Genomic DNA, 21,945 nt, shown 5'->3' on the forward strand with positions numbered 1-21,945 from the left:
CGTGGGAGGGGGTCAGATGCGCTCGACGACGGTGGCGATGCCCATGCCGCCGCCGACACAGAGGGTCGCGAGGCCGTACCGCTTGTCCTGGCGCTCCAGTTCGTCGATCAGGCTGCCCAGGATGATCGCGCCGGTCGCGCCGAGCGGGTGGCCGAGCGCGATCGCGCCGCCGTTGACGTTGACCTTGTCCAGCGAGAGTCCCATGTCCTTGACGAAGCGCAGGACGACCGCCGCGAAGGCCTCGTTGATCTCGACGAGGTCGATGTCGTCGATGGTCAGCCCGGCCTTGGCGAGCGCCTTGCGGGTGGCGGGCGCGGGGCCGGTGAGCATGATGGTGGGCTCGGAGCCGGAGACCGCGGCGGAGACGATCCGCGCGCGCGGGGTGAGGCCGTAGCGCTCCCCCACCTCCTTCGAGCCGATCGCGACCAGCGAGGCGCCGTCCACGATGCCGGAGGAGTTGCCCGCGTGGTGGACGTGGTCGATCTTCTCGACCCAGTGGTACTTCTGCAGGGCCACGGCGTCGAAGCCGCCGAGGTCGCCGATGTCCGCGAAGGACGGCTTGAGCTTGCCGAGGGAGTCGGCGGTGGTGCCGGGCCGCAGGTGCTCGTCGTGGTCGAGGACGGTCAGGCCGGCGCGGTCCTTGACCGGGACGACGGAGCGGTCGAAGCGGCCCTCCTTCCAGGCGGTGGCCGCGCGCTCCTGGGAGAGGGCCGCGTACTCGTCGACGTCCCGGCGGGTGAATCCCTCGATCGTGGCGATCAGGTCGGCGCCGATGCCCTGCGGCACGAAGTTGACGGCGAGGTTGGTCATCGGGTCGTTGAACCAGGCGCCGCCGTCGGAGGCCATCGGCACCCGGGACATCGACTCGACGCCGCCCGCGAGGACCAGGTCCTCCCAGCCCGAACGCACCTTGGCGGCGGCCATGTTGACGGCCTCCAGGCCCGAGGCACAGAAGCGGTTCTCCTGCACGCCCGCGACCGTGTCCGGGAGGCCCGCGGCGACGGCGGCGATCCGGGCGATGTCGGAGCCCTGGTCGCCGACCGGGCCGACGACACCGAGCACGATGTCGTCGATCGCCGCCGGGTCCAGGTCGGGGAAGCGGGCGCGGATCTCGTGGATGAGTCCGACGACCAGGTCGATGGGCTTGGTGCCGTGCAGGGCGCCGTTCGCCTTGCCGCGGCCGCGCGGGGTGCGGATCGCGTCGTACACGTACGCTTCGGTGCTCACGGGGAAGCCTTTCAATGAGGGTCAGCTCAGCAGGGAACGGCCGATGATCTCTTTCATGATCTCGGTCGTGCCGCCGTAGATGGTCTGGATCCGGCCGTCGGTGAAGGCCCGCGCGACCGGGTACTCGCTCATGTATCCGTAGCCGCCGTGCAGTTGCAGGCAGCGGTCCGCGACCCGCTTCTGGAGCTCGGTCGCCCACCACTTGGCCATGGAGGCGTGGACGGCGTCCAGTCCCCCGTCGCAGTGGTCCTCGACGCAGCGGTCGACGAACGTCCGGGTGACCGCGCACTCCGTGGCCATCTCGGCTATCTCGAACCGGATGTGCTGCTTGGTGGCGAGCGGCCGGCCGAAGGCCTCGCGCTCCTTGACGTACTCGGTGGTGATCTCCAGGAGGTGCTCGGCGGCGGCGATCGCGGAGACGGCGATGCTCAGGCGCTCCTGGGCGAGGTTGGTCATCAGGTGGCCGAAGGCGCCGTCGCGCTCGCCGAGGAGGTTCTCCTTGGGCACGCGCACGTCGTGGAAGAACAGCTCGGCCGTGTCCTGCGCCTTCTGGCCGATCTTGTCGAGGTTGCGGCCGCGCTCGAAGCCCTCCGCCCCGCGCTCGACCACCAGCAGCGACAGTCCGCGGGCGCCGCCCTCGGGGGTGGTCTTCGCGACGACGATCACCAGGTCGGCGATGATCCCGTTGGAGATGAAGGTCTTGGAGCCGTTCAGCAGCCAGTGGTCGCCGCGGTCCTCCGCGTGTGTGCGGATGCCCTGGAGGTCGGAGCCCGCGCCGGGCTCGGTCATGGCGATGGCGGTGATCAGCGAGCCGTCGCAGAAGCCGGGCAGCCAGCGGCGCTTCTGCTCGTCGGTCGCGAGGCCGGTGAGGTACGGGCCGATGACGTCGTTGTGCAGGCCCAGGGCGAGCCCGGGGGCGCCCGCGCGCGTGAACTCCTCGGCCAGGACCGTGGCGTAGCGGAAGTCGCTCGTGCCGCCGCCCCCGAACTCCTCGGGCACGGCGAGCCCGAGCAGGCCCTGCTTGCCGGCCGCCCGCCAGGCCTCGCGCGAGACGATGCCGTCCTTCTCCCACTGCGCGTAGTGCGGCAGGACCTCCCTGGCCAGGAAGGCGCGCACGGTCTCGCGGAACGCGTCGTGCTCGGGGGCGAAGAGCTGCCGCTTCATTCGGGGCCTTTCACGCGGGGCCTTCATTCGGGCCTTTCAGAAGATCCGGTACGTCCCAGTCGCGTGCCACGTCCTCCGTGTCGGCGCCGTCCCGGGCGGGCCCGGTGCGGACGGCCGTGGGGGTCGCGGAGAAGCGGGGGGCGGGCGCGGGCTGGGTGATGCCGCCGTGGTCGGTGAAGGTGCCGCGGGCGGCGAGGTGCGGGTGGTGCGGGGCCTCGCGCAGCGACAGGACGGGGGCCACGCACGCGTCGGTGCCCTCGAAGACGGCCGCCCACTCGTCCCTCGTACGGCTGCGGAAGCGGGCCGCGACCGCCTCGCGCAGCTCGCCCCAGCGGGTCCAGTCCTTGCGGGCGTCCGCGAAGTCCGGGACGCCGAGCAGGTCGAGGAACAGGTCGTAGAACTGCGGCTCCAGCGCGCCCACCGCCATGTACTTCCCGTCGGCGGTCTCGTAGGTGCCGTAGTACGGGCAGCCGCCGTCCAGCAGGTTGGCGCCGCGCCGGTCCTGCCAGCCGCCGGCCGCGGTCATGGCGTGGATCATCGCGGAGAGGTGGGAGGTGCCGTCGACGATGGCGGCGTCGACGACCTGGCCGGTGCCGGTCGCGCGCGCGTGGTGGAGGGCGGCGAGGACGCCGACGACGAGGTAGAGGGAGCCGCCCGCGTAGTCGCCGAGGAGGTTGGCGGGGACGGCCGGGGGGCGGCCCGGTTCGCCGATCATGCCGAGGGTGCCGGTGAGGGCGATGTAGGCGATGTCGTGCCCGGCGCGCTGGGCCAGCGGTCCCTGCTGGCCCCAGCCGGTCATCCGGCCGTAGACGAGGGCGGGGTTGCGCGCGTGGCAGTCCTCGGGGCCGACGCCGAGGCGCTCGGCGACACCGGGGCGGTTGCCCTCGATCAGGATGTCGGCGCGGGCGGCGAGGTCGAGCACGCGCGCGGGCCCATCGGGGGCCTTGAGGTCGACGACCACCGAGCGCTTGTTGCGGTTGGTGAGGTCGTGGTCGGGGTCGATGGAGAGGGCGGCGCCGCCGGGGCGGGAGACGCGGACGACGTCGGCTCCCAGGTCGGCGAGGAGCATGCCGGCGAACGGGCCCGGCCCGATGCCCGCGAGCTCGACCACGCGCACGCCGGTGAGCGGGCCGTGCCCGGGCGTCGTTGCCGTTGTCATGCAGCCCCCATTGGCGTGACACAACCGATGTAACACCAGTGATGCTATGAACGCGTCCCAGTGGACACAAGACCTGAACGAGCAAGCGCTTAGCCAATTATCGGCCGGTCACAATGGTTTACCGGCTTCGCCATCCACGTCGACATCAGGCCCCCTCCACTGGCTCCGCACTCCTCACGCTAGCCTCGGCCACCGACAACGGCGCGTGCGGCGGGATCCAGGAGTGTCATGAGCAGGCTGAAAAAGTCGGACCGTCCCTACGACATCGTGCTGTTCGGGGCGACGAGTTTCGCGGGAGCGCTCACCGCGCAGTACCTCGCCGCGCACGGCCCCGACGATCTGCGCTGGGCGATCGCCGGCCGTAGCGCGGACAAGCTCGGGGCGCTGCGCGAGCGACTGCCGGAGGGCACCGACGTCGGGGTCCTCACGGCCGAGGTGTCGGACCCGGACTCGCTGCGCGCCCTCGCCGGGCAGGCGCGCGTGGTGGCCACCACGGTCGGCCCCTACCTGACGTACGGCGAGGAGCTGGTCGCCGCCTGCTCGGACGCGGGCACGGACTATCTCGACATCTCGGGCGAGCCCGAGTTCGTGGACCTGATGTACGTCCGGCACGACGCACGCGCGCGGGAGACGGGCGCACGGCTGGTGCACGCGTGCGGATTCGACTCCATCCCGCACGACCTGGGCGCGTACTTCACGGTCCGGCAGCTGCCCGAGGGCGTTCCGCTCACCGTCGACGGGTTCGTGACCGCGGACGCCATGTTCTCCGGCGGGACCTTCGCCTCGGCGCTCAACCAGTTCGCCCGCGGCCGGCAGATGGTCGCCGCCGCCCGGGACCGCGGCCGGCACGAGCCGCGACTGGTGGGCCGGCGGGCCGCCGCGCCGACCGGCACCCCGAGGTACGCGCCGGAGGTCGGCGCCTGGGCCCTGCCGCTGCCGACCATCGACGCGCAGATCGTGAGGCGCTCGGCGAAGGCACTGGAGCGCTACGGCCCCGACTTCCGCTACCGCCACTACGCGGCCGTACGGCGGCTGCCGGTCGCGGTGGGCGCGGTGGCGGCCGTGGGCGCGCTGTTCGCGGCGGCCCAGGTGCCGCCCGCGCGGCGCTGGCTGTCCGGCCGGGTCAGGCCGGGTGACGGACCGAGCGCCGAGAAGCGTGCCAAGAGCTGGTTCTCGGTGCGTTTCGTCGGCGAGGGCGGTGGCCGGCGGGTGTTCACCGAGGTCACGGGCGGGGACCCGGGGTACGACGAGACCGCGAAGATGTTCGCCGAGTCGGCGCTGTCCCTGGCCTTCGACGACCTCCCGGAGACGTCCGGTCAGGTCACGACGGCGGTGGCGATGGGGGACGCGCTGATCGAGCGGCTGCGACGGGCCGGGATCACCTTCCGGGTGGCGTCGAGCCGGTGAGGCCGCGTCAGAGGGACCAGCCCGCCACCGTGTAGATCATCCCCGCGATCCAGCCGAGCCCCGCGAGCACGCCGAGGACCAGGGCGGCGGTCACGGCACGCTCGACGGGCCGGTTCGGGTCGGCGAGGGGCTTGGGGGAACGCTGGGTCATGCGGTGCGTCGTCATGCGGACCAGCCTGCCGAGCGCACCGGGGCCCGCACATCCGTACAGATACTCAGACGACGTACTCAGTACGCCTCTCGGACCCCGGGGCCGGTGGTCGCCGCCCGCAGCGCCCGCCGGCACAGCGCGTCCGCCCTGCGCGTCGTCTCCGGCAGGCGGTACGCCGGGGTGAGCGCGAGGGTGTGGGCGCAGGCGTTGTCCAGGCTCACGCGGTGGCCGACCGAGACGAAGACCGGCTTCACCCCCGCACGCGTGCGCAGGGCCCGGCCGACCTCCTCCGGCCCCGCCAGCAACGGCGTCCACGCGCCGCGCCGGGCTTCCGGGTCGTCGTACGTGAAGGTGAACGGGTTCTTGGCGACCCCCAGCGTCGGCAGGCCGGTGAGGACGCCGAGGTGGCTCGCGAGGCCGAAGCGGCGGGGGTGGGCGCGGCCGTAGCCGTCGCAGACGACCAGGCCGGGCGGGCAGGGCAGGGCGTCGAGGGCGGCGAGGACCGCGGGGATCTCACGGAAGGCGAGCAGGCCGGGCACGTACGGGAAGGAGACGCGCCCGACGGCGGTCGCCTCGGCCACGACCTCCAGGGTGGCCGCGTCCAGCACCACGGCCGCCGCCGCGACGATGTCCCGTTCGTCGTCGTAGGCCACGTCGACCCCGGTGACACGGCCGGTGCCGGGCGGCGGGCCCGGCCCGTCGAGGACCGTTTTCGGCCTCAACTCGTCCTGGACCGCGCGGGCCTGCTCCTCGGTCGCGGGCCAGCCCGCGGGAATGTCCACTGTCGTCATGGTGGAGACGAGCGTACGGCCGGTCGGCGTAGGCTCGCGATCATGTTCGTACTGGAACTGACCTACACCGCCCCGCTCGATGCCGTGGACGCCGTGCTGCCGGCGCATGTCGCCTGGCTGGACGAGCAGTACGAACGGGGCGTCTTCCTGGCGTCCGGGCCCAAGAGCCCCCGCGACGGCGGGATCATCATCGCCGTCGCGGAGGATCGGGCGGGGATCGGGGAGATCACCGCGGGCGACCCGTTCGTCACGGCCGGGGTGTGCGCTTACCGCGTCACCGAATTCGCCGCGACGAAGACGGCTCCGGCGTTGGAGCCGTACCGGCAGACCCCCGGCTGACGGTCAGCTCTTGTTGCCGAGGGCGCGCTGGAGCTGGCTCTTGTTCATGTCGGAACGGCCCTTGACGCCCTTGCGCCTGGCCTCTTCGTAGAGCTGGTCGTAGGTCGGTCCCTGGGAGCCCTTGCCCGACCGCCGGCCGCCGCGCTCGCCGGAGGACATGTCCTTGGTCGAGGTACGGCTGGCGGTCCTGGACTCGCCGGAGCGGGCGCGTTCCTTGTTGACCGTCCGCGCCGCGATCTCCTTGGCCCGTCCGGTGCTCTCGCCCCGGTCCTCCGCGCTCTTCTTGATGTGCTCGTACTGGCGTTCCCGCTTCGAGTTCGAACCGGCCGGCATGGGGGATCACTCCTTTCGTCGTCGGCGACCGGGTACCCACATTCCGCCTCTCAGCCCTCCAGACGAGCCACCCGTCCCTTTTCCCCGGCCGCCCAGCAGCCGCCGTCGACCGTGCAGTCGACGGTGTCGTACGAGCCGGTGTCCACGGTGCGCCAGGTCCGGCCGCCGTCCCTGGTGAGGTCCGTGCCGGTGGGGCCGACCGCGAGGGCCGCGCTGCGGCTGTGCGGGAGCCAGGCCACACCGGAGCGGTAGGCGTTCACCGGGGCCGCGGCGGGCCGCCAGGTCGCGCCGCCGTCACCGGTAAGGGCGGCGGCCTGCGGAGAGCTCTGGTCGGCCCGGTAGTCGCCGCCGACCGCGAGTCCGTGGACGCGGTCGCGGAAGGCGAGCGCGAAGATCCCCCTGGCGGGATCGCCCGCCGGGATCGGCGTGTCGGAGGCCGTCCAGGTGCGGCCCCGGTCGGCGGAGTGCAGTACACGCGCGCGTGCCGCCCCGCCGGTGGCCAGCCAGACGTCCCGGGGCCCGGAGCTGACCAGGCACTGCCCGCTCGCCGCGAAGCCCGCCTCGCCGTCGAGCGCGGCGGGCATGCCTTTGTCCGGCAGCACCTTCCAGGAGCGGCCGCCGTCGGCGGTCGACAGGATGCGGAACTTCCCGTCCACCGGGTCGCTCATGGCGAGGCCGTGGCGGTGGTCGAAGAAGGTGAGGCAGTCGTAGAAGGCTTTGGCGTCGGCGTTGCGGAAGGACTCGGTCCAGGTCGCGCCGCCGTCCTCGGTGCGGTAGACGCGGGACGCCTCGCCCTCCCCGATGGCCAGCACCACCGCCCGGCGCGCGTCGAAGGCCTCGATGTCCCGGAACTGCAGTTCGGCGGCGCCGGGCGGTGAGACGTTTCGCCAGCTCGTCCCGCCGTCCGTGGTGCGCAGCACGGTGCCCTGGGTGCCGGCCAGCCAGGCGGTGTCCCGGCTGACCGCCGACAGCCCGCGGAACCGCACCTCGGGAGCGCCGCTGTCCTTCAGTTCCCAGCGCGGCGTACGGCCGTCCGGGTCATGTGCCTCGGCGGGTACGGCGGTCAGGACGGCCAGCGCCGCCGCACAGGCCGCCCCGGCGGCAGCGGTGCGCCTCGTCAGGCCCGTCGGTCTCTTGCCTCGCGTGTTTCCCCAGCGCCTCATGGCGGGCGAAGCTAGCCCACCCTCCCGGCGCCGTCCAGATGCCCTCGGTGGACCGCCCGGCGGCGCGCGGGGTGTCACAAGTGCCTCTCGGGGCACGGGAGAAGCACTGGATCACAGCCGTGCATGAGGACGGTGACAGAGGTCACTCGACTTTCGTGTACACGGATTGGCTCATTCCGACGTCTCTTCCAGTGCCCGTCCCACTCCGGAAGCCCACCAGCCGTCACAAGGGAGCAAGGCGTTGTCCACCGTCATCGAGCAGCCCGTCGAGGCCCGTCTCGTCGCCGCGGCACCGCGGATGCCGAGCATTCCCGCCACCCTGCACTACGACCGCTGTGATCCGTTCGCCGTCCGTATGACCTTCCCCGCCCCGGCCACCCTGGAGGGCGTCGAGGTCTGCTGGACCTTCAGCCGCGAACTGCTCACCACCGGCCTGCACGAACCCGAGGGCCACGGCGACGTCCGGGTGCGGCCGTACGGCTACGACCGCACCGTTCTCGAGTTCCACGCCCCCGAGGGCACCGCCGTCGTGCATGTGCGCACGGGTGAGCTGCGCCGGTTCCTGGAGGCGACGAACGAGCTCGTGCCGACCGGCCTGGAGCACCTCCAGCTCGACCTCGACCACGATCTGGTCGAGCTGATGCGCGACGCCTACTGACGTCGGTCACCCGTCGAGCTCGCCGTGTTCGAGCCGCCGGTCGGCGCGTGGTACGCCCACGCGTCCAGCGGCACCCGCGCGACGCGGCGGAGCGGGGCGTGCGCGGCCACCAGGGCGTGCGCGGCCTGCGCGATGCCCTGGCCGAGACTGACACGCCCCCTGGAGGTCGGGCCCGGCCACGCCGTGCAACCGACCGTCGATCGCGTCGGCGAGGAGTTCGCCGGTCCCCGGGTCGACGGCCCCGGGGACGAAGATCCCGTCGGCGCCCGCGGCGAGGAAGCCGGCGGCCCGCTCCGGAGTGGGGGCGGCTCTTCCGGCGCCGCGCGGAAGGTGTCGATCGGGGCGTTGACGTACCGAACCGGCGAGGAGGGTGCGCCGTCCGCTCGGGGCGGGCTGGGTCGGGGTTGTCCGCGCTCGCCCCGGAGCCAACGGCACGCGGCCCCGACCGGCGCACCCGCCTCGGCGGCGATCCGCCCCACGGCGTCTGGCACCCGCTCCCGGTCCAGGCGGTCGCCGTCCGCCGCGCCCAGGGCCCGGGCGAGCCCGGAGCTCCTGGTGGCCAGGGCGGCGGGCCGGCGTCGTCGACCACCCGGTCACTCGTGGGCTCCCAGGCCCAGGCATATCGGCAGGGCAAACAGGGTGGCGGGGACGTGCCGGGGGCGGAAGCCAGGAGTGCCGTCGCGGAGCGTGTCCTGGCGCGCCGTGCGCCTCGCTCGACGATCGGCCCCGCGGCACCGCCGTCAGGAATCCGGCACCGGCCTTCAGGCGCGCGCCGCGACCGAGGCCACCGCCCCGCGCACCCCGTGGACGAGCTCCCGCAGCACCGGCGCCACCTGCCCGCTGCGCTCGACCAGTTCCTCGACGCGCGCCCCGTGGTGTTCCCCGCGGGGCAGCACGGTGCGCAGTTCGGCCGCCGCGGCCAGCGCGACGAGGGCCGCGTCCCGGTCCGTGACGTCCACCGGCGTGAGCGGTCCCCGCAGGACCTGCCGGGCCTCCTCCTGGAGCGCCTCCACGGCGGCCGGACGGGCCAGGTCGTGCTCCACCGTCGGGAACAGCCCGAGGACCCGCCGCTTGCGGGCGAGCAGCTGTCCGCCCGCGGTGAGCTGTTCCCGTACGGCGTCCAGGGTGATCCGGGTGTGCGGTGTCACCCAGCTCCGCCACCGGTGCGGGCGGGATTCGCGGACCAGTTCGAGCAGCCCGTCCAGGACGGGGTCCCCGGTGTCGGCGTCCATGTCGACCGGTGTGGCGATGCCGTCCACGTCGAGGAGCAGACCGCGCCGGGCCAGCTCGGTGAGGGCACCGGCCCGGACCAGCTGGGGAACCTGCCCGGCACCGGTGGCCTCGGACTTCGAGGTGTCCCAGGCCAGCAGGTAGAGGTGGGCCGGCAGGGAGAGCGGACCGTCGGGCACGGGGCCTCCTAAGGCGCATTAACTCGTTGACAGCCCTATGGCCGCCTCGTACGGTGTAGAACGCTTCTGTTGCCGTCGATCGGAGTAGGACGTTGCTCGTCTGAGGTTTTGAGACACCGTGTCACACACCTGAGGTGTGTGCGCCGCGTGCGACCTCGGCATACGAGCCGTTCCCGACGAGCAGGACCTTGTCCCCGCCCTCCGGTCCCCTGTTCCTCTCCCGTGGTCGCGGGTGTCTCGACACGCGTTTGCCCCTTCTCGCTTCGAGCAACCGCGGAGACCCGTATGTCTGCTTCCCTCACCTGCACCTCGCTCGCCTTCTCCTGGCCCGACGGCACCCCCGTCTTCGACGGCCTCGACATCGCCTTCGGCCCCGGCCGGACCGGGCTCGTCGGCGCCAACGGGTCGGGAAAGTCCACCCTGTTGAAACTGATCGCCGGTCAACTCATCCCGGCCGAGGGCACCGTGCGCGTCGCGGGCGAGGTCGGCCATCTCCCGCAGAACGTCACGCTCGACACCGCACTGAGGGTCGACGAGGCGCTCGGTGTCGCCGCGCGGCGCGCCGCCCTGCACGCCATCGAGGCGGGCGACGTGTCCGAGGAGCACTTCGAGACGGTCGGCGACGACTGGGACGTGGAGGAGCGGGCCCTGGCCACCCTCGGTGAACTCGGGCTCGGCCACATCGGGTTGGACCGCAGGATCGGCGAGGTCTCGGGCGGCGAGTCGGTGCTGCTGCGGCTGGCCGCGCTGCTGCTGCGCCGACCGGACGTCCTGCTCCTCGACGAGCCCACCAACAACCTCGACCTGTACGCCCGCAGGCGGCTGTACTCGGCCGTGGCCTCCTGGCCCGGGGTGATGGTCGTGGTCAGCCACGACCGCGAACTCCTCGACCTGGTCGACCAGATCGCCGATCTGCGCGCCGGGGAGGTCACCTGGTACGGCGGGAACTTCTCCGCCTACGAGGAGGCCCTCGCCGTCGAACAGGAGGCGGCCGAACGCATGGTGCGGGTCGCCGAGTCCGACCTGCGCCGGCAGAAGCGCGAACTGGTGGACGCGCAGATCAAGTTGGCCCATCGCAGGCGCTACGCCCAGAAGATGTACGACAACAAGCGCGAGCCCCGGGCCGTCATGAAGCTCAAGAGCCGCTCGGCCCAGGTCTCCGCGGGCAAGCACCGTGTGATGCACGAGGAGAAGCTCGCCGAGGCCAAGGACCGGCTCGACGAGGCGGTGGAGGCCGTACGGGACGACGACGAGATCCGCGTCGACCTGCCGTACACGGCCGTACCGCAGGGCCGCACGGTCCTGACCCTCATGGATCTGCAACTCGCCCACGGCGCGCGGGTGAAGGGCGGTCTCGATCTGCGGGGCCCCGAGCGGGTCGCGTTGATCGGGCGCAACGGCACGGGCAAGACGACGCTGCTGCGCACGATCGCCGGGGAGCTGCCACCGGTGTCGGGCGAGGCGACGGTCCATGTCCCGCTCCGCTTCCTGCCCCAGCGCCTGGACGTCCTCGACGGCGAGCTGTCGGTCGCCGAGAACGTGGCCAGGTTCGCGCCGGGCGCCACCAACAACCGGGTGCGGGCCCGTCTCGCCCGCTTCCTGTTCCGGGGTGCCCGGGCCGACCAGCGGGCGTCGACGCTGTCCGGCGGCGAACGCTTCCGGGCGGCCCTGGCCGCGCTGATGCTGGCGGAGCCCGCACCGCAGCTGCTCATGCTCGACGAGCCGACGAACAACCTCGACATCGCGAGCGTGCGACAGCTGACCTCGGCCCTGGAGTCGTACGAGGGCGCGCTGGTCGTGGCCAGTCACGACCTGCCGTTCCTGGAGTCGATCGGCATCACGCGCTGGCTGATGCTGGACGGCGAGCTGCGGGAGGTCACGCCGGAGGCTCTGGAGTTCCCCGCGTAGCGTCCACGACGGCAGCCAGGTCGGTCCCCGCCCGGAGCAGCGCCACGCTCCGGGCGGCGATCCGGTCGAGCCGTTCCCGCAGGATCCGGCGGGCGTCCTCCAGCCCGTCGGCGCCGTCCAGGGCGGCCATCACCTCACGCACGGCCGGGATGCCGTACCCGCCGGCGCGCAGGGCGACGACGACGCGTGCCGCCCTGATCGCCGCGAGGCCGTAGCGCCGCGCGCGCAGGGTGGTCACCCGCTCCGGCCGGACCAGCCCTTCCTCCTCCCAGAACCGCAGGGTCGAGGACCGTACGCCGAGCGCCTGCGCGAGCTGGGTGATGGTCATGAAGTCGTCGTCCCCGCCGGCCTCTTCGGCCCGGATGCCCTCCAGCGCCCGCTGGGCGCGCAGCACCTCCGCGCGCTCCCGCGCGAGCCGGGCGTGGACCTCGTCGACCGCCGAGGCCGCCTCCGTGACCGTCGCGGTCCGCAGCTCGGCGAGCAGCCGCCGGGCCTCGACGGGTCCGGTGGCCGTGGCGAGAGCCCGGTAGGCGCGCAGGGCACGGACGTGGAGCGGCGTGTAGGAGCGGTAGCCGTTGCCGGAGCGCCGCGCGGCCGGAATGACCCCCAGCCGCTCCAGGTCGCGCACCTGCTGCGCCGAGTACCCGGACTCCCTGGCGACATCGGTCGTGCGCATCGTTCGCTCAACCCCACACCAGCACTTGAAGGCCACGCTTGAACCATGAGTATGGAGCAGATCATCGCGACCGTGCGCGGCTTCGACGGGGCACTCGTGGTCGTCCCGGAGCCGGGTGGGGACTCTCCCGAGATCGCGTGGGGCGACGCGTTCTTCTACTACGTCCCCGACGGCCGAACGCCCCAGAACACCCAGCCCTACGGGACGATCGTCACCAAGGACTACCCCGACGACACCGCCTCCGCCCTGGACCCGCCGGGCCGCTGGCGGGTCAACGTCCAGGTCGGGCGCCCGGCGCTCCCGGAGCTCCTCGGGGAGCGGCACGACGCCGCGGCGGCCGACGTGCTGCTGCCGCACCCGGTCCACGGCTCTCTCGGCTGGATCTGCGTGGTGAATCCCGGCGAGCGGACGACCGGGACCGTCGTACGGCTGCTGCGTGAGGCCCATGAGGCGGCACGCGCGCGTGCGGCGCGACGGCGCTCGTGAGCCGTGGAGCGTCTCAGGAGGGCCACAGCCTGAGTACGGGGGTTTTGTCGACACGGACCGGCGCTGCATGATGGCTGACCGGCGCCCGTCACGCGCGCCGCCCCTGTCCCGCCGATACGGAGTTCCCTCGTGCCCAGCAAGAAGGCCCTCGTCCGCCGCCCCGGTCCGCGCCTCGCCGAAGGTCTGGTGACGCACGTCGAGCGGGAGAAGGTCGACGTCGACCTCGCGCTCGAACAGTGGGAGGCCTACGTCGAGGCCCTGCGCGCGCACGGCTGGGAGACCGTCGAGGTGGACCCGGAGGACGACTGCCCGGACTCGGTGTTCGTCGAGGACACCGTGGTCATGTACAGGAACGTCGCCCTGATCGCGCGGTCCGGCGCGGAGTCCCGGCGCGAGGAGACCATCGGCGTCGAGGAGGCCGTGGCGCGTCTGGGCTGCTCGGTGAACTGGATCTGGGAACCGGGCACCCTGGACGGCGGCGACGTGCTGAAGATCGACGACACGATCTACGTCGGCCGCGGCGGACGTACCAACGCGGCCGGCGTCCAGCAGCTGCGGGCCGCCTTCGAACCGCTCGGGGCGCGGGTCGTCGCCGTACCGGTGAGCAAGGTGCTGCACCTTAAGTCGGCGGTGACCGCGCTGCCCGACGGGACCGTCATCGGGCACATCCCCAAGGTGGACCGTCCCGCGCTCTTCCCGCGCTTCCTGTCCGTCCCGGAGGAGGCCGGCGCCCATGTCGTCCTGCTCGGCGGCCCCAAGCTGCTCATGGCCGCGAGCGCGCCGAAGACCGCGGAGCTGCTCACCGACCTCGGATTCGAACCGGTCGTGGTGGACATCAGCGAGTTCGAGAAGCTCGAAGGCTGTGTGACGTGCCTCTCAGTTCGACTGCGGGACCTGTACTCCTGATGACCGGACGCATCAGGTCAAGGGCCTCGGACCAGCGGTTCCCGGACTCCTTTGTCATGCCCGGGGAACACGGCTGATCAGGGATCTTTACGGGGCTCTTAACCTACGGTCTCGTAACCTACGGTTTCGTAGCCTACGATTCCGTAGGTTCCCGGCGCCGCTCGCCGCACCCTTACCTGTCTGTCGCGTCCCCCTGGAGTACCTATGACGATCACTTCCCCGCACCTCGGCAGCCCGTCCTCCGCGTGGACCGACGCGCGACTGCTGTACGCGCTGGAGGAAGTGGTCGAGACCGAACTGAACCGGCATCTGAAGGTCACCAAGGACTGGATGCCGCACGAGTACGTCCCGTGGAGCGACGGCCGCAACTTCCCCGGCTTCTTCGAGGACGGCGAGGCCTGGGACAAGGAGCAGTCCAAGGTCACCGAGATCGGCCGGATCGCCCTGGTCGTGAACCTGCTGACCGAGGACAACCTCCCCAGCTACCACCACGAGATCGCCTCGCTCTTCGGCCGGGACGGAGCCTGGGGCACCTGGGTGCACCGCTGGACCGCCGAGGAGGGCCGGCACGGCATCGTGATGCGGGACTACCTGCTCGCCTCGCGCGCGGTGGACCCGGACAAGCTCGAACAGTTCCGCATGGCCCACATGAGCGAGGGCTTCGAGTCCGACAACCGCCACTCCATGCTGCACTCGGTCGCCTACGTGTCCTTCCAGGAGCTCGCGACCCGCGTCTCGCACCGCAACACCGGCCACCAGTCCGGCGACCCGGTCTGCGACCGCATGCTGGCGCGCATCGCCACCGACGAGAACCTGCACATGGTCTTCTACCGGAACCTGCTCAAGGCGGCCTTCGAGCTCGCGCCCGACCTGACGATGATGGCCGTGCGCGACGTGATCGTGAACTTCCGGATGCCCGGCCACGGCATGCCCGGCTTCGAGCGGGCCGCCGCGCAGATGGCCATCGGCGAGATCTACAACATGCGCATCCACCACGACGACGTGCTCCAGCCCGTCCTGCGCTTCCTGAAGGTCATGGAGATCGACGGTCTCGGCCCCGAGGGCCAGAAGGCACAGGACGAACTCGGCCTGTACATGAGCGGTCTGGACGCGGAGGCCCTGAAGTTCGACGAGAAGCTGGCGGCGCGCAAGGCGCGGATGGCGGCACGCGCGGCCGGGGCCTGACGCCGGTCCGGCGGGCCCCGTGAGCATCCGGTGCGGGCCGTCGGCTCCCTGCCGGGTCTGATCGCCGCCCCTCCGCAACACGGTTCGGCCGACCGACGAGGCGGCGGGCGGTGCTGCGGGGCGTGCCGTATCGGCCCCCGCCCGTGGACCGCGTCCTCCGCGCGCACGGCCGGCACCGCCCTGGGGACTCCGCCGTCACGGGGCCGGCCGGAAGCGCGGTGGCCTGAGCGGCGCCGGAGCCGATCCTGACGGCCGTCACGATCGCCTGCCCCGGCGAGCCGGCCAGGGGCGCGCGTCTTGCCTGCTCCGTGTGCTCGGCGCACGCTGGTCGTATGGGTGCTCAAGACGGTGGCCCTACGCTCATCGCTTCCGTGCAGCGTGCCCTCCGCCTGCTGGAGGCGGTGAGCTCGCACGAGAACGGTGCGCCCGCGAAGAAGCTGGCGCGTGAGACGGAACTGCCCCTGGCCACCGCGTATCACCTGCTGCGGACGCTGGTCCACGACGGATACGTACGGAAGCTGGACGACGGCGGGTTCGTCCTGGGCGACAAGCTGCAGTCCCTGCACAGCACGGGCCGCGGGCAGGTGCTGCTCAGCCGCGTCCGCCCCACGCTCGCCGCTCTGCGGGACGAGCTCGCGACCGCCGCCTACCTCACCTTCTACGAGGACGGCGAGATCCGCGTCGCCGAGATCGTCGACGGCCCCCAGGCGCCCCGTGTCGATCTCTGGGTGGGATTCGAGGACGCGGGGCACGCCACCGCACTGGGCAAGTCCGTGCTGCGAGAACTGGACGACGCCTCCCGCAAGGACTACCTCTCCCGGCACTCCCTCGCCGACCTCACACCGCGGACCATCACCAGCCGTCCGGAACTGCTCCGGCGACTCGACTCCTCACCCGTGGCCCCGGCCGTCACGGACCTGGAGGAGTACGCCCTCGGCACGGTCTGCGTCGCCGTGCCCGTCTACTACGGGGACACGCTCGGCTCGCTCGGCGTCTCACTGCGGGCGGACCGGCTCTCACGACTCGACGAGGTCCTGGCGCGGCTGATCCCGGCCGCGAGCCGCGTGACCAGGGGCCTCTCGCTCACTATCTGAAATCCCCCTCCTTGTGACACCCGAGCCGTACCCCTTTCCTGGATGAAAGAGACATTTCAGCAGCCCCCGCATCAGGTGAGGACTACGGACGAAGCATGAGTCAGGCTCGAGACCACGGCGGCGACCCCTGGCTGATACGGCCGTTCCGAAACCGGGTGCGCGGTCCCGGGTCAGCGACCCGGAAACGTGCCGCCGCGCATCTGGCCGCCGCCACACGCGCGCTGCCGGTACTGATCGTCTCCGTCATCGTGCTCGTCGATGTCGCGTGCGAAGCAGGGACGATCTGGCTGCCCCTGCTCGCGGCCGGACCCGCACTGGCGGCCACCACCGGCGGGCCGCGCGGAGTCCTCGGTGTCGGCCTCCTCGCCGCGGTGCTGGGCGCGACGCTCGGCACCCGGGACGGCGTTCCGGGACGTGAGCTGACGGCCGTACTGTCCGCCCTGGCGGCCGTCACGCTGGCGAGTGGCCTCGCCAGCGCGCTGCGCGGGCGTCGTGAACGGGTGCTCGCGGCCGTCCGGTCCGTGGCGGAGGCCGCCCAGCACGCGCTCCTCAAGCCCGTTCCGGCGACTGTCGGCCCGTTCCAGGCGGCCGTCCGCTACAGCGCCGCGGCTGCCGAGGCCCGCATCGGCGGGGATCTCTACGCACTGGTGCCGACCCCGTACGGGGTCAGGCTGATCGTCGGCGATGTGCGAGGCAAGGGGCTGCCGGCCGTAGGGACCGCCGCACTCGTGCTCGGTGTCTTCCGTGAGGCCGCCTACGACGAGCCCGACCTCCTCGCCGTCGTCGACAGGATCGAGCGGAGCCTGGCGCGCAACCTCGGTGTCGACGACTTCGTCACCGCGGTGGTCGCCGGGTACCCGCGGGCAGGCCATCTGGAGGTGGTCAACTGCGGCCACGCCCCTCCCCTGCTGGTGCGCGGATCCGGCACCGTCGTGGCGGTGGAGCCCGCCCGTCCGGCCCCGCCCCTCGGGCTGCGCGCCCTCACGGACGAGACACCCGGCCTCCAGGTGCTGGCTTTCGCCGACGGGGATCAACTGCTGCTCTACACCGACGGGGTCACCGAGGCCCGCGACCACAGCCGTGAGTTCTACCCGCTCGCAGAAGGGCTGGCCCGCCACTTGTCCGACGAGCCGGCCGGCACCCTCACCGCGATCCATGACGAACTGCTGGCACATGTGGGTGGCCGGCTGCACGACGACGCGGCGCTGCTCCTGCTCCGCAAGCCGGCCGCCTCCTCAGGCGAAGCCGCCGTTCCCGAGGCTTTCTCGGACGCCGGTCGCGGCTCGCCCTGCGTCTCGTCCTGATCCCGGGCCGCTGCCGCCGGGGCGGTTCATCCGCTCACCGCACTCCCGGCCCGTCGGCTCATCGGTTTTCCACGCGCCTGATCGCCAGCCGTTCCTTCTCGGACAGGCCGCCCCAGACGCCGAAGCGTTCGTCGTTGGCCAGGGCGTACTCCAGGCAGGCCGGGCGCATCTCGCACATGCCGCAGATGCGCTTCGCCTCCCGTACCGAACTGCCCGGCTCGGGAAAGAAGAAGTCCGCCCCGGTCTGCGCACACAACGCCTGCGCCTGCCAGGCGGGGTCGGTCGGGGTGATGGTGTCGATGTGCATGGCGGAGATCGTGCCGGGCGGCGAAAAACGTTCGATCAACGCGGGATCAACGGCTGCGTCATCGGCCTCGGGCCGCCTTGATGGTCCCGCGCCCGGCCCGAGGGCGCACGGCGGCGCGCGGAAACCCTTCGCGGGCGTCACCGACCTGTGCCCGCGTCCCGGCAGCGATTGTCAGTGGACGGTGCGAGACTCGGCGGTACAGGCAACGGGACCCCTCAGAGGAGGGCAGAGATGCTCACGACCCGTTATGTCACCGGCGCTCCGAACTGGATCGACCTCGGCACCCCCGACATCGACGGCGCCACCACCTTCTACGGCGGACTGTTCGGCTGGGAGTTCCAGCCGGGCCCGCCCGAAGTCGGCGGTTACGGCATGTTCCGGCTCGCCGGCAAGATCGCCGCGGGCGGCATGCAGACCGCGCCGGAGCAGGGCCCGCCGTCCTGGACGGTGTACTTCCAGACCCCGGACGTGGACGCCACCGCGAAGGCGGCCGAGGAGGCGCACGGCTCGGTGCTCATGCAGCCCATGGACGTGCTGGACCAGGGCCGCATGGCGATCCTCGCCGACAAGGCGGGCGTGCCCTTCGGCATCTGGCAGCCCGCGCGGAACAAGGGGCTCGACGTCACCCAGGAGCCCGGCTCCCTGTGCTGGGTCGAGCTGTACACGGCGGACCTGCCGATGGCCGCCTACTTCTACCGCGCGGCGCTCGGCCTGGAGACCTACGCGGTCGAGTTCCCCGGCGGGACGTACACCACCGTGCTGCCGGACGGGCAGGACGAGGACGGCATGTTCGGCGGCATCGTCCCGCTCGCCGAGGATCCGCTGGAGGCGCGGGCCGGGGCGTGCTGGATGCCGTACTTCGAGGTCACGGACACGGACGGGACGGTGGCGAAGGCGCGGGAGCTGGGCGGCAGCGTCCGGCTGCCCGGGACCGACGTGCCGGGGGTGGGTCGGATCGCCAAGCTGGCCGATCCGTACGGCGCCCGCTTCGCGGTGATCAAGAGCGCGCCGCCGCAGCAGACGTGACGCGGGCGAAGGCGGGGGCGCAGGCGGCTCACGCCGAGGCGCGCCGCACCAGCGTGGTGGGCAGGACGACACCGGCCGGTGCGGCTCCCGCGTCCCCGGGGCCGAGGCCGCCCAGGAGGAGGCGGGCCATCAACCGGCCCATCTCCTCGATGTCCTGACGGACCGTAGTCAGCGGTGGATCGGTCTGCTCGGCGAGGGGCAGCATGTCGTCGAAGCCGATCACCGCCACGTCCTCGGGCACCCGGCGCCCGCGCTCGCGCAGCACGCGCAGGGCGCCGGACGCGGTGAGGTCGTTGGCGGCGAACACCGCGTCCACGTCCGGGCACCGGTCGAGGAGTTCCCGCATGGCCAGCTCCCCGCCGCCCGGGGTGAAGTCGCCGCGTACGACGAGCCTAGGGTCGGCCTCGCCCATGACGTCCCGGTAGCCGTCGAGCCGGTCCGCCGCGGAGGTCTGGTCGAGGGGTCCGGTGATGTGGGCGACACGGGTCCGCCCGAGGGCGGCGAGATGCCGTACGGCCTCGCGGGCACCGCCCCGGTTGTCGCTGTCGACGTACACGACGTCCGTCGTCCCGTCGCTCCAGCCGGGCCGGCCGCCGAACACCGTGGGGACACCGGCCCGTTGGATCAGTCCGGGCAACGGGTCGTCGAGGTGCAGCGAGAAGACGAGCGCGCCGTCGACGTGGCCTCCGGCGAGGTAGCGTCCCACCCGCGCGTGGTCGTCGCGGCCCTCGGTGAGCAGCAGCACGAGCTGATTGTCGTGGGCGGTCAACTCCTTGCTGATTCCCCGCAGTTGCAGCGCGAAGAAGGGGTCGGCGAAGACCCGGGTCTCCGGCTCGGCCACGACGACCGCGACGGCGTCGTGGCGGCGGGTGACGAGACTGCGGGCGGCCTGGTTGGGCACGTAGCCGAGCTCCTCGACGGCCCTGCGCACCCGCTCGACGAGGGGCTCCCTGACCCCGTCCCCGCCGTTCACCACCCGGGACACGGTGGCCCGCGACACCCCGGCCCGGGCCGCCACGGCCTCCAGTGTGGGGCGCGGCGCTGTCTCGGTCACTTCGGGGCTCCTCATCGGCGGATGCGGATCAGGATAGCCCCGGACCAGGACCCGGTGAGAGCGCTCTCCCGGCGCAGGGCGGTCGGCACCTACGAGCGGGGGCGTCCGGTGAAAGGCCTCATGCCAGCAGGTCCACCCGCCGTCCGATCCCCTCCCGCTCGGCCCGCCGGTACGCCGTCCAGGCGACCGCGAGGTCCTGCCAGGGCAGCCCCACGGGCGCGTAGACCGTGCGGTCCGTGTCGCTGGTGCGGCCGGGGTGGTCGCCCCGCACCACTTCGGCCAGGGTCGCCGCCGCGGTCCCGCCGTCGGCCAGCACGCCCATGCTCACGGCCGACGGGCGGTCGTCGACCACGACCACGGAGGCGTCCAGCAGATCGGCCGCCAGCTCCGCCTTGCCCGGCTCGTCCACGCCGAGGCTCGTGAAGTGCTGGCCCGGCCTGGTGTCGGCCAGGCGGAGCAGCGGTTGCCGGGACCAGGTCGCCGACAGGACGATGTCGGCGGCCGTGGCGATCTGCGCGGCGGAGGACAGCACCCGGCCGCCGTGCCGGGCGGTGAACCGGGCGGCGCGGCCGGCGGAGGTGTCGTGGACGACGAGGGCGCCGCGGGGTCGCAGCACCGCGAGGCCGCGCACCATCAACTCGGCCTGCGCGCCCGCGCCGATCACGCCGACCGCCTCACCCGTCCCGGCCAGCAGGTGCGTGCCCAGCGCGGCCGCCAGCCCCGTCCGCCACGCCGTGACCGTCGCCGAGTCCATGAGGGCCAGCAGTTCGCCGTCGGTTCCGCTGTGCAGGCAGATCACCCCGCGCAGGGCCGGGCGGGCAGCCGGGAACTTGGCGTTGACCTTCACCGTGTAGGCGGGAACGCCGGGGAGCAGGCCCGGGATCAGCGCGGTGGCCGTACCGGGGAAGGGGAGGTCCGTGCGCACCCGTTGTCCCGCGATCGGCCCGCCGTCCGCGTTCCGGAAGCCGTCCCGCAGTGCGTCGAGGCAGGTGTCCGGCGTCAGCACCGTCTCCAGGTCGCCGCGCGTGAGAAGCAGAGTCACCCGTCCATGATCCGTCAGTGGTGGTGCTCGGCCCGCTGTCCGGTGTGCTCGTGCGGCTCGTAGCCGGGAATCGTCCCGTCCGTCTTCTTCACCAGGAACAGGCCCACCATGCCCATGTCGGAGTGGCTCTGCACATGGCAGTGGTACATCCACGCGCCCGCCCCGACCCCCTCCCCCGCGATCACCTGGAAGCCGAAGGAGTCCGCCGGGCCCACGATCTTGTTGTCGATGACCTGACTCGGGTCGTCGGGTCCGGTGAGCATGCCCGTGCGGTTGTCCGCCCAGCGGTGACCGTGCAGGTGGAAGGTGTGGTAGTACTCGCCGTGCGTGATCATCACGAACTCGACCCGATCGCCCACCGTGGCCTCGAAGTCGGGCCCCGAGTGCGGCGGCTTGTTGTTGATGAGCAGGTCGTTGAAGACGATGGTGTGGGTCGCGTCCGGGAGGATGTCGCCCTTGCGCCGGACGATCACCGCTCCGTAGAGGCCCTTGCGGATGCCGGTGGTTCCGTGTTCCGTGCCGACCACGTGGTCGTGGTAGTGCCAGTAGCCCGCGCTGCCCGCCCGCCAGGTGCCGTCGGCGCGGCGGCCCGGCGTGTGGGTGCGCCAGGTGTAGGTGCGGGTACCGCCCGGCTCGACGTCGCTCTTGTTCAACTTCGTGCCGTCGCTGGAGACTTCGTAGTCCAGACCGTGCACATGCAGGCTCGCCCGGACGTCCATGGTGTTCTCGAACTCGATGTGCAGGGTGTCGCCCTCGTTGAGTTCGATCAGCGGGCCGGGGATCGTCGCGCTGCCCTTCTCCAGGCCGTAGCCCATCTGTCCGTCGGCCAGCTTCTCGGCGTACAGCTTGATGCGCCTGACCTCGCCGCCGCCCGGGGCGGCCTGCGCCGGACCTGCGTCGCTGCGGGCCTCCGGGGCCAGGGACAACGATGTCGCGACCGCCGCGCCACCGAGCAGCACCCGCCGGTTGAAGCCACGTCTGTCCAGTGCGCCCATGCGGAACTCCCCACCGTGATACGGGTTTTGCGGAGACGTACCTGTGATGAACCTGTGCGACGGTACCGGCCCCGAGGCCGTTTATCCACACTCAGGACAAAGTTCGTGCGATCCCGGTCATAGGTATTGGCGAGTGAGGCAAAGGGGTCTAGCTTCCATGG

General features: G+C 72.2%; 23 protein-coding genes. 10 read left to right on the forward strand and 13 right to left on the reverse strand.

Annotated features, from left to right (window positions below; genetic code table 11):
- Positions 1-12 precede the first annotated feature (12 nt).
- Genes AQI94_RS15555 through AQI94_RS15565 form a run of 3 tightly spaced genes read right to left on the reverse strand, consistent with a single transcriptional unit; the run spans position 13 to position 3,550 of the window.
- Positions 13-1,227 (reverse strand): acetyl-CoA C-acetyltransferase, encoded by a 1,215-nt coding sequence (locus AQI94_RS15555; RefSeq protein WP_031036762.1) that lies wholly within the window; start codon positions 1,225-1,227, stop codon positions 13-15.
- A gap of 21 nt (positions 1,228-1,248) precedes the next feature.
- The gene (locus AQI94_RS15560) at positions 1,249-2,391 is read right to left on the reverse strand and encodes an acyl-CoA dehydrogenase family protein (RefSeq protein WP_031036764.1); all 1,143 of its coding nucleotides are present in this window, start codon (positions 2,389-2,391) and stop codon (positions 1,249-1,251) included.
- 10 nt (positions 2,392-2,401) lie between these two features.
- Positions 2,402-3,550: a CaiB/BaiF CoA transferase family protein gene (locus tag AQI94_RS15565; protein WP_031036766.1), complete on the reverse strand. Its 1,149-nt coding sequence runs from the start codon at positions 3,548-3,550 to the stop codon at positions 2,402-2,404.
- Between the two features lie 228 nt (positions 3,551-3,778).
- On the opposite strand from AQI94_RS15565, the gene AQI94_RS15570 reads away from it, so the two are divergent.
- Positions 3,779-4,957: a saccharopine dehydrogenase family protein gene (locus AQI94_RS15570; protein ID WP_208611842.1), complete on the forward strand. Its 1,179-nt coding sequence runs from the start codon at positions 3,779-3,781 to the stop codon at positions 4,955-4,957.
- A 7-nt stretch (positions 4,958-4,964) separates the two neighbouring features.
- Here the strand turns inward: AQI94_RS15570 and mmpA are convergent, their stop codons facing one another.
- On the reverse strand, positions 4,965-5,123 hold the full coding sequence (gene mmpA / locus AQI94_RS45040; RefSeq protein WP_167364504.1) for a morphogenic membrane protein MmpA: 159 nt from the start codon (positions 5,121-5,123) through the stop codon (positions 4,965-4,967).
- Between the two features lie 62 nt (positions 5,124-5,185).
- Positions 5,186-5,899 (reverse strand): endonuclease V, encoded by a 714-nt coding sequence (locus AQI94_RS15575; protein WP_031052572.1) that lies wholly within the window; start codon positions 5,897-5,899, stop codon positions 5,186-5,188.
- 42 nt (positions 5,900-5,941) lie between these two features.
- Between AQI94_RS15575 and AQI94_RS15580 the strand changes: the two genes are divergently transcribed.
- Positions 5,942-6,238 carry a YciI family protein gene (locus AQI94_RS15580; protein ID WP_031052574.1) on the forward strand — a complete coding sequence of 99 codons (297 nt, stop codon included), beginning with the start codon at positions 5,942-5,944 and terminating at the stop codon, positions 6,236-6,238.
- Positions 6,239-6,241: 3 nt separating this feature from the next.
- Here AQI94_RS15580 and AQI94_RS15585 read toward each other — a convergent pair whose 3' ends face one another.
- Both AQI94_RS15585 and AQI94_RS15590 read right to left on the reverse strand, forming a co-directional pair.
- Complete coding sequence (locus AQI94_RS15585; protein WP_031052576.1) at positions 6,242-6,571, reverse strand: hypothetical protein; 330 nt, start codon at positions 6,569-6,571, stop codon at positions 6,242-6,244.
- 50 nt (positions 6,572-6,621) lie between these two features.
- Positions 6,622-7,734 (reverse strand): WD40/YVTN/BNR-like repeat-containing protein, encoded by a 1,113-nt coding sequence (locus tag AQI94_RS15590; protein ID WP_051832554.1) that lies wholly within the window; start codon positions 7,732-7,734, stop codon positions 6,622-6,624.
- Between the two features lie 241 nt (positions 7,735-7,975).
- Here AQI94_RS15590 and ssgD point away from each other — a divergent pair, with 241 nt between their 5' ends.
- Positions 7,976-8,392 carry a spore wall synthesis regulator SsgD gene (gene ssgD / locus AQI94_RS15595; protein WP_031052579.1) on the forward strand — a complete coding sequence of 139 codons (417 nt, stop codon included), beginning with the start codon at positions 7,976-7,978 and terminating at the stop codon, positions 8,390-8,392.
- A 761-nt stretch (positions 8,393-9,153) separates the two neighbouring features.
- Here ssgD and AQI94_RS15600 read toward each other — a convergent pair.
- Positions 9,154-9,801 carry a GOLPH3/VPS74 family protein gene (locus AQI94_RS15600; RefSeq protein WP_031041789.1) on the reverse strand — a complete coding sequence of 216 codons (648 nt, stop codon included), beginning with the start codon at positions 9,799-9,801 and terminating at the stop codon, positions 9,154-9,156.
- Between the two features lie 285 nt (positions 9,802-10,086).
- Between AQI94_RS15600 and AQI94_RS15605 the strand changes: the two genes are divergently transcribed.
- Entirely contained in the window at positions 10,087-11,709 is a 1,623-nt protein-coding gene (locus tag AQI94_RS15605; RefSeq protein WP_031041786.1) for an ABC-F family ATP-binding cassette domain-containing protein, read from the forward strand.
- Here AQI94_RS15605 and AQI94_RS15610 read toward each other — a convergent pair.
- Positions 11,678-12,385, reverse strand: coding sequence for a MerR family transcriptional regulator (locus tag AQI94_RS15610; RefSeq protein WP_037941778.1), 708 nt, complete (start codon positions 12,383-12,385; stop codon positions 11,678-11,680). The two genes, AQI94_RS15605 and AQI94_RS15610, sit on opposite strands and share 32 nt — an antisense overlap.
- A 51-nt stretch (positions 12,386-12,436) precedes the next feature.
- On the opposite strand from AQI94_RS15610, the gene AQI94_RS15615 reads away from it, so the two are divergent.
- The 5 genes from AQI94_RS15615 (at position 12,437) to AQI94_RS15635 (ending at position 17,360) form a co-directional block, all read left to right on the forward strand.
- Entirely contained in the window at positions 12,437-12,871 is a 435-nt protein-coding gene (locus AQI94_RS15615; RefSeq protein WP_031041781.1) for a DUF6194 family protein, read from the forward strand.
- A gap of 129 nt (positions 12,872-13,000) precedes the next feature.
- Entirely contained in the window at positions 13,001-13,777 is a 777-nt protein-coding gene (gene ddaH / locus AQI94_RS15620; protein WP_031041778.1) for a dimethylargininase, read from the forward strand.
- A gap of 204 nt (positions 13,778-13,981) precedes the next feature.
- A complete protein-coding gene (locus AQI94_RS15625) occupies positions 13,982-14,962 on the forward strand; it encodes an acyl-ACP desaturase (RefSeq protein WP_031041775.1) in 981 nt (326 codons plus the stop codon).
- Between the two features lie 332 nt (positions 14,963-15,294).
- Positions 15,295-16,056, forward strand: coding sequence for an IclR family transcriptional regulator (locus AQI94_RS15630; RefSeq protein WP_031041773.1), 762 nt, complete (start codon positions 15,295-15,297; stop codon positions 16,054-16,056).
- 95 nt (positions 16,057-16,151) lie between these two features.
- Positions 16,152-17,360 carry a PP2C family protein-serine/threonine phosphatase gene (locus AQI94_RS15635; RefSeq protein WP_078902675.1) on the forward strand — a complete coding sequence of 403 codons (1,209 nt, stop codon included), beginning with the start codon at positions 16,152-16,154 and terminating at the stop codon, positions 17,358-17,360.
- A 58-nt stretch (positions 17,361-17,418) separates the two neighbouring features.
- Here AQI94_RS15635 and AQI94_RS15640 read toward each other — a convergent pair whose 3' ends face one another.
- Positions 17,419-17,667, reverse strand: coding sequence for a WhiB family transcriptional regulator (locus tag AQI94_RS15640; protein WP_031041769.1), 249 nt, complete (start codon positions 17,665-17,667; stop codon positions 17,419-17,421).
- Positions 17,668-17,898: 231 nt separating this feature from the next.
- On the opposite strand from AQI94_RS15640, the gene AQI94_RS15645 reads away from it, so the two are divergent.
- Positions 17,899-18,693: a VOC family protein gene (locus AQI94_RS15645; protein ID WP_031041766.1), complete on the forward strand. Its 795-nt coding sequence runs from the start codon at positions 17,899-17,901 to the stop codon at positions 18,691-18,693.
- A gap of 28 nt (positions 18,694-18,721) precedes the next feature.
- Here the strand turns inward: AQI94_RS15645 and AQI94_RS15650 are convergent, their stop codons facing one another.
- The 3 genes from AQI94_RS15650 to AQI94_RS15660 all read right to left on the reverse strand — a co-directional run bounded on the left by AQI94_RS15650 (position 18,722) and on the right by AQI94_RS15660 (position 21,784).
- Complete coding sequence (locus AQI94_RS15650; RefSeq protein ID WP_031041765.1) at positions 18,722-19,747, reverse strand: LacI family DNA-binding transcriptional regulator; 1,026 nt, start codon at positions 19,745-19,747, stop codon at positions 18,722-18,724.
- A gap of 118 nt (positions 19,748-19,865) precedes the next feature.
- Positions 19,866-20,789 carry an ornithine cyclodeaminase family protein gene (locus AQI94_RS15655; protein WP_031041762.1) on the reverse strand — a complete coding sequence of 308 codons (924 nt, stop codon included), beginning with the start codon at positions 20,787-20,789 and terminating at the stop codon, positions 19,866-19,868.
- Positions 20,790-20,803: 14 nt separating this feature from the next.
- A complete protein-coding gene (locus AQI94_RS15660) occupies positions 20,804-21,784 on the reverse strand; it encodes a multicopper oxidase domain-containing protein (RefSeq protein ID WP_031041751.1) in 981 nt (326 codons plus the stop codon).
- Between the last annotated feature and the right edge of the window lie 161 nt (positions 21,785-21,945).

Source organism: Streptomyces pseudovenezuelae (assembly GCF_001513955.1).
Taxonomy (GTDB): Bacteria; Actinomycetota; Actinomycetes; order Streptomycetales; family Streptomycetaceae; genus Streptomyces; species Streptomyces pseudovenezuelae.

Bases quoted from the DNA above. Each gene is read 5' to 3' on its own strand.
- AQI94_RS15560 (WP_031036764.1), bottom strand. From the start codon at position 2,391: ATGAAGCGGCAGCTCTTCGCCCCCGAGCACGACGCGTTCCGCGAGACC.
- AQI94_RS15565 (WP_031036766.1), bottom strand. From the start codon at position 3,550: ATGACAACGGCAACGACGCCCGGGCACGGCCCGCTCACCGGCGTGCGC.
- AQI94_RS15570 (WP_208611842.1), top strand. From the start codon at position 3,779: ATGAGCAGGCTGAAAAAGTCGGACCGTCCCTACGACATCGTGCTGTTC.
- mmpA (WP_167364504.1), bottom strand. From the start codon at position 5,123: ATGACGACGCACCGCATGACCCAGCGTTCCCCCAAGCCCCTCGCCGAC.
- AQI94_RS15575 (WP_031052572.1), bottom strand. From the start codon at position 5,899: ATGACGACAGTGGACATTCCCGCGGGCTGGCCCGCGACCGAGGAGCAG.
- AQI94_RS15580 (WP_031052574.1), top strand. From the start codon at position 5,942: ATGTTCGTACTGGAACTGACCTACACCGCCCCGCTCGATGCCGTGGAC.
- AQI94_RS15585 (WP_031052576.1), bottom strand. From the start codon at position 6,571: ATGCCGGCCGGTTCGAACTCGAAGCGGGAACGCCAGTACGAGCACATC.
- AQI94_RS15590 (WP_051832554.1), bottom strand. From the start codon at position 7,734: ATGAGGCGCTGGGGAAACACGCGAGGCAAGAGACCGACGGGCCTGACG.
- AQI94_RS15605 (WP_031041786.1), top strand. From the start codon at position 10,087: ATGTCTGCTTCCCTCACCTGCACCTCGCTCGCCTTCTCCTGGCCCGAC.
- AQI94_RS15610 (WP_037941778.1), bottom strand. From the start codon at position 12,385: ATGCGCACGACCGATGTCGCCAGGGAGTCCGGGTACTCGGCGCAGCAG.
- AQI94_RS15615 (WP_031041781.1), top strand. From the start codon at position 12,437: ATGGAGCAGATCATCGCGACCGTGCGCGGCTTCGACGGGGCACTCGTG.
- AQI94_RS15625 (WP_031041775.1), top strand. From the start codon at position 13,982: ATGACGATCACTTCCCCGCACCTCGGCAGCCCGTCCTCCGCGTGGACC.
- AQI94_RS15630 (WP_031041773.1), top strand. From the start codon at position 15,295: ATGGGTGCTCAAGACGGTGGCCCTACGCTCATCGCTTCCGTGCAGCGT.
- AQI94_RS15635 (WP_078902675.1), top strand. From the start codon at position 16,152: ATGAGTCAGGCTCGAGACCACGGCGGCGACCCCTGGCTGATACGGCCG.
- AQI94_RS15640 (WP_031041769.1), bottom strand. From the start codon at position 17,667: ATGCACATCGACACCATCACCCCGACCGACCCCGCCTGGCAGGCGCAG.
- AQI94_RS15645 (WP_031041766.1), top strand. From the start codon at position 17,899: ATGCTCACGACCCGTTATGTCACCGGCGCTCCGAACTGGATCGACCTC.
- AQI94_RS15660 (WP_031041751.1), bottom strand. From the start codon at position 21,784: ATGGGCGCACTGGACAGACGTGGCTTCAACCGGCGGGTGCTGCTCGGT.